Genomic DNA, 1,421 nt, shown 5'->3' with positions numbered 1-1,421 from the left:
GGCCCTGCTCGCGGCCGCCTTGGCCGCGCGAGCAGGGCCTGCGCGGCGCGGGGGCTCGCGCCCAGCCGCACGCGGGGGTGGGCGCGGGTGTCGCGCACGAGCTGTACGACGTACTGGAGGATGGAGTCGTCGCACGCGACGCGGGCCGCGCGGTCCTGCAGCTCCGTCAACGTGGCGGCGTCCAGCACGCGGGACACGCCGGGCGGGCGGCCTCGCGCTGGTGGAAGGCACGGAGCAGCGCCGTCTCCGAGTCCCCGTCCGGGTAGCCCACGCGCACGCGCATGAGGAAGCGGTCGAGCTGGGCCTCGGGGAGGGGATAGGTGCCCTCCAGCTCCAGCGGGTTCTGCGTGGCGACGACGAAGAAGTGCGGCGGCAGCGCGTGCGTGACGCCGTCGATGGTGACCTGCCGCTCCTCCATGGCCTCCAGCAGCGCGGCCTGCGTCTTGGGCGGGGTGCGGTTGATCTCATCCGCGACCAGGACCTCCGTGAAGACGGGGCCCTTCATCAGGCGGAAGGCCTGCGACTGCGGCTGGAAGACGTTGGTGCCCAGGATGTCCGCGGGCATCAGGTCCGGCGTGAACTGCACGCGGGAGAAGGACAGGCCCAGGGCCCCCGCCATGCTGCGCGCGGTGAGCGTCTTGGCGACGCCGGGCACGCCCTCCAGCAGCACGTGGCCGCGCGCGAGGAAGGCCGTCACCAGGTCGGCCAGCACACGGGGCTGGCCCACGACGGCCGAGCCCAGCGCGTCGAGGAGGCGGGAGAGGGGCGTGGCGTCGGACATGGTGGCCGGCGACGGTAGCCCGCCTCCCATCCGGCGAGGCAGCGAAATCCTCGGGCCCTAGTCCTGCGGGCGCTTCAGCCCCATCAGGCCGCCCAGCACCGCGATGACGCCGCCGAGGATGCCCAGGAAGCAGCCGATGCTCGGCGACGAGTTCATCATCTCCGAGTTGCCGAGCGGCGACGGCACCAGGGTGGTGTCCGAGGAGAGCTTCAGGAACACCAGCGACCACACGAGCGTCACCACGCTGCAGAACATCTGCGCGCCCCACGGCAGCATGGGGTTCACCCAGGTCATCACCTGCCGCGCCCGCAGGCCCACGAAGACCATGGTCGCGATGGCGAAGAGGAAGGAGATGAACCCCAGGCTGATGAGGCCCAGGAAGTCGCCGTCCGCCGCCGTCTCCTTCCACGGGATGAAGCAGGAGAGCACCACCAGCGTCGCGCCCCAGAACGCGATGCGGTCGCCGCCCTCCAGCTCGCGCAGGAACGAGCGCGCGTCGTCCAGCAGCACCTCCGGATCATCGATGGGAGAGCGGGGGGACTCCAGCTCGCGCGCCTCGCGGGACCAGGGGTCCGCCACCGCGTCGCCGGAGTCGTCGTCCTCCTCGATGGGCGCGGGGGCCGGGGCGCGGCGGGCGGCC

The 1,421-nt window shown here is 72.7% G+C and carries 2 protein-coding genes and 1 pseudogene; all 3 read right to left on the bottom strand.

What is annotated here, in order from left to right; genetic code table 11:
* Positions 1 to 188, bottom strand: a pseudogene (locus ACLEQD_RS43320) (hypothetical protein); the annotation flags it as partial.
* The gene (locus ACLEQD_RS43315; protein ID WP_410391780.1) at positions 167 to 781 is read right to left on the bottom strand and encodes an AAA family ATPase; all 615 of its coding nucleotides are present in this window, start codon (positions 779 to 781) and stop codon (positions 167 to 169) included. The pseudogene ACLEQD_RS43320 and the gene ACLEQD_RS43315, both read right to left, overlap by 22 nt.
* Before the next feature lie 57 nt (positions 782 to 838).
* Positions 839 to 1,421: hypothetical protein (locus ACLEQD_RS43310; RefSeq protein ID WP_410391779.1), on the bottom strand; the 583-nt coding region annotated here is incomplete at its 5' end.

It is taken from the genome of Corallococcus sp. 4LFB (genome assembly GCF_046520365.1).
Classification (GTDB): domain Bacteria; phylum Myxococcota; class Myxococcia; order Myxococcales; family Myxococcaceae; genus Corallococcus; species Corallococcus caeni.
The sequence above is the reverse complement of the archived record's forward strand: the minus strand, read 5'-3'. Positions and strand labels throughout refer to the sequence as shown.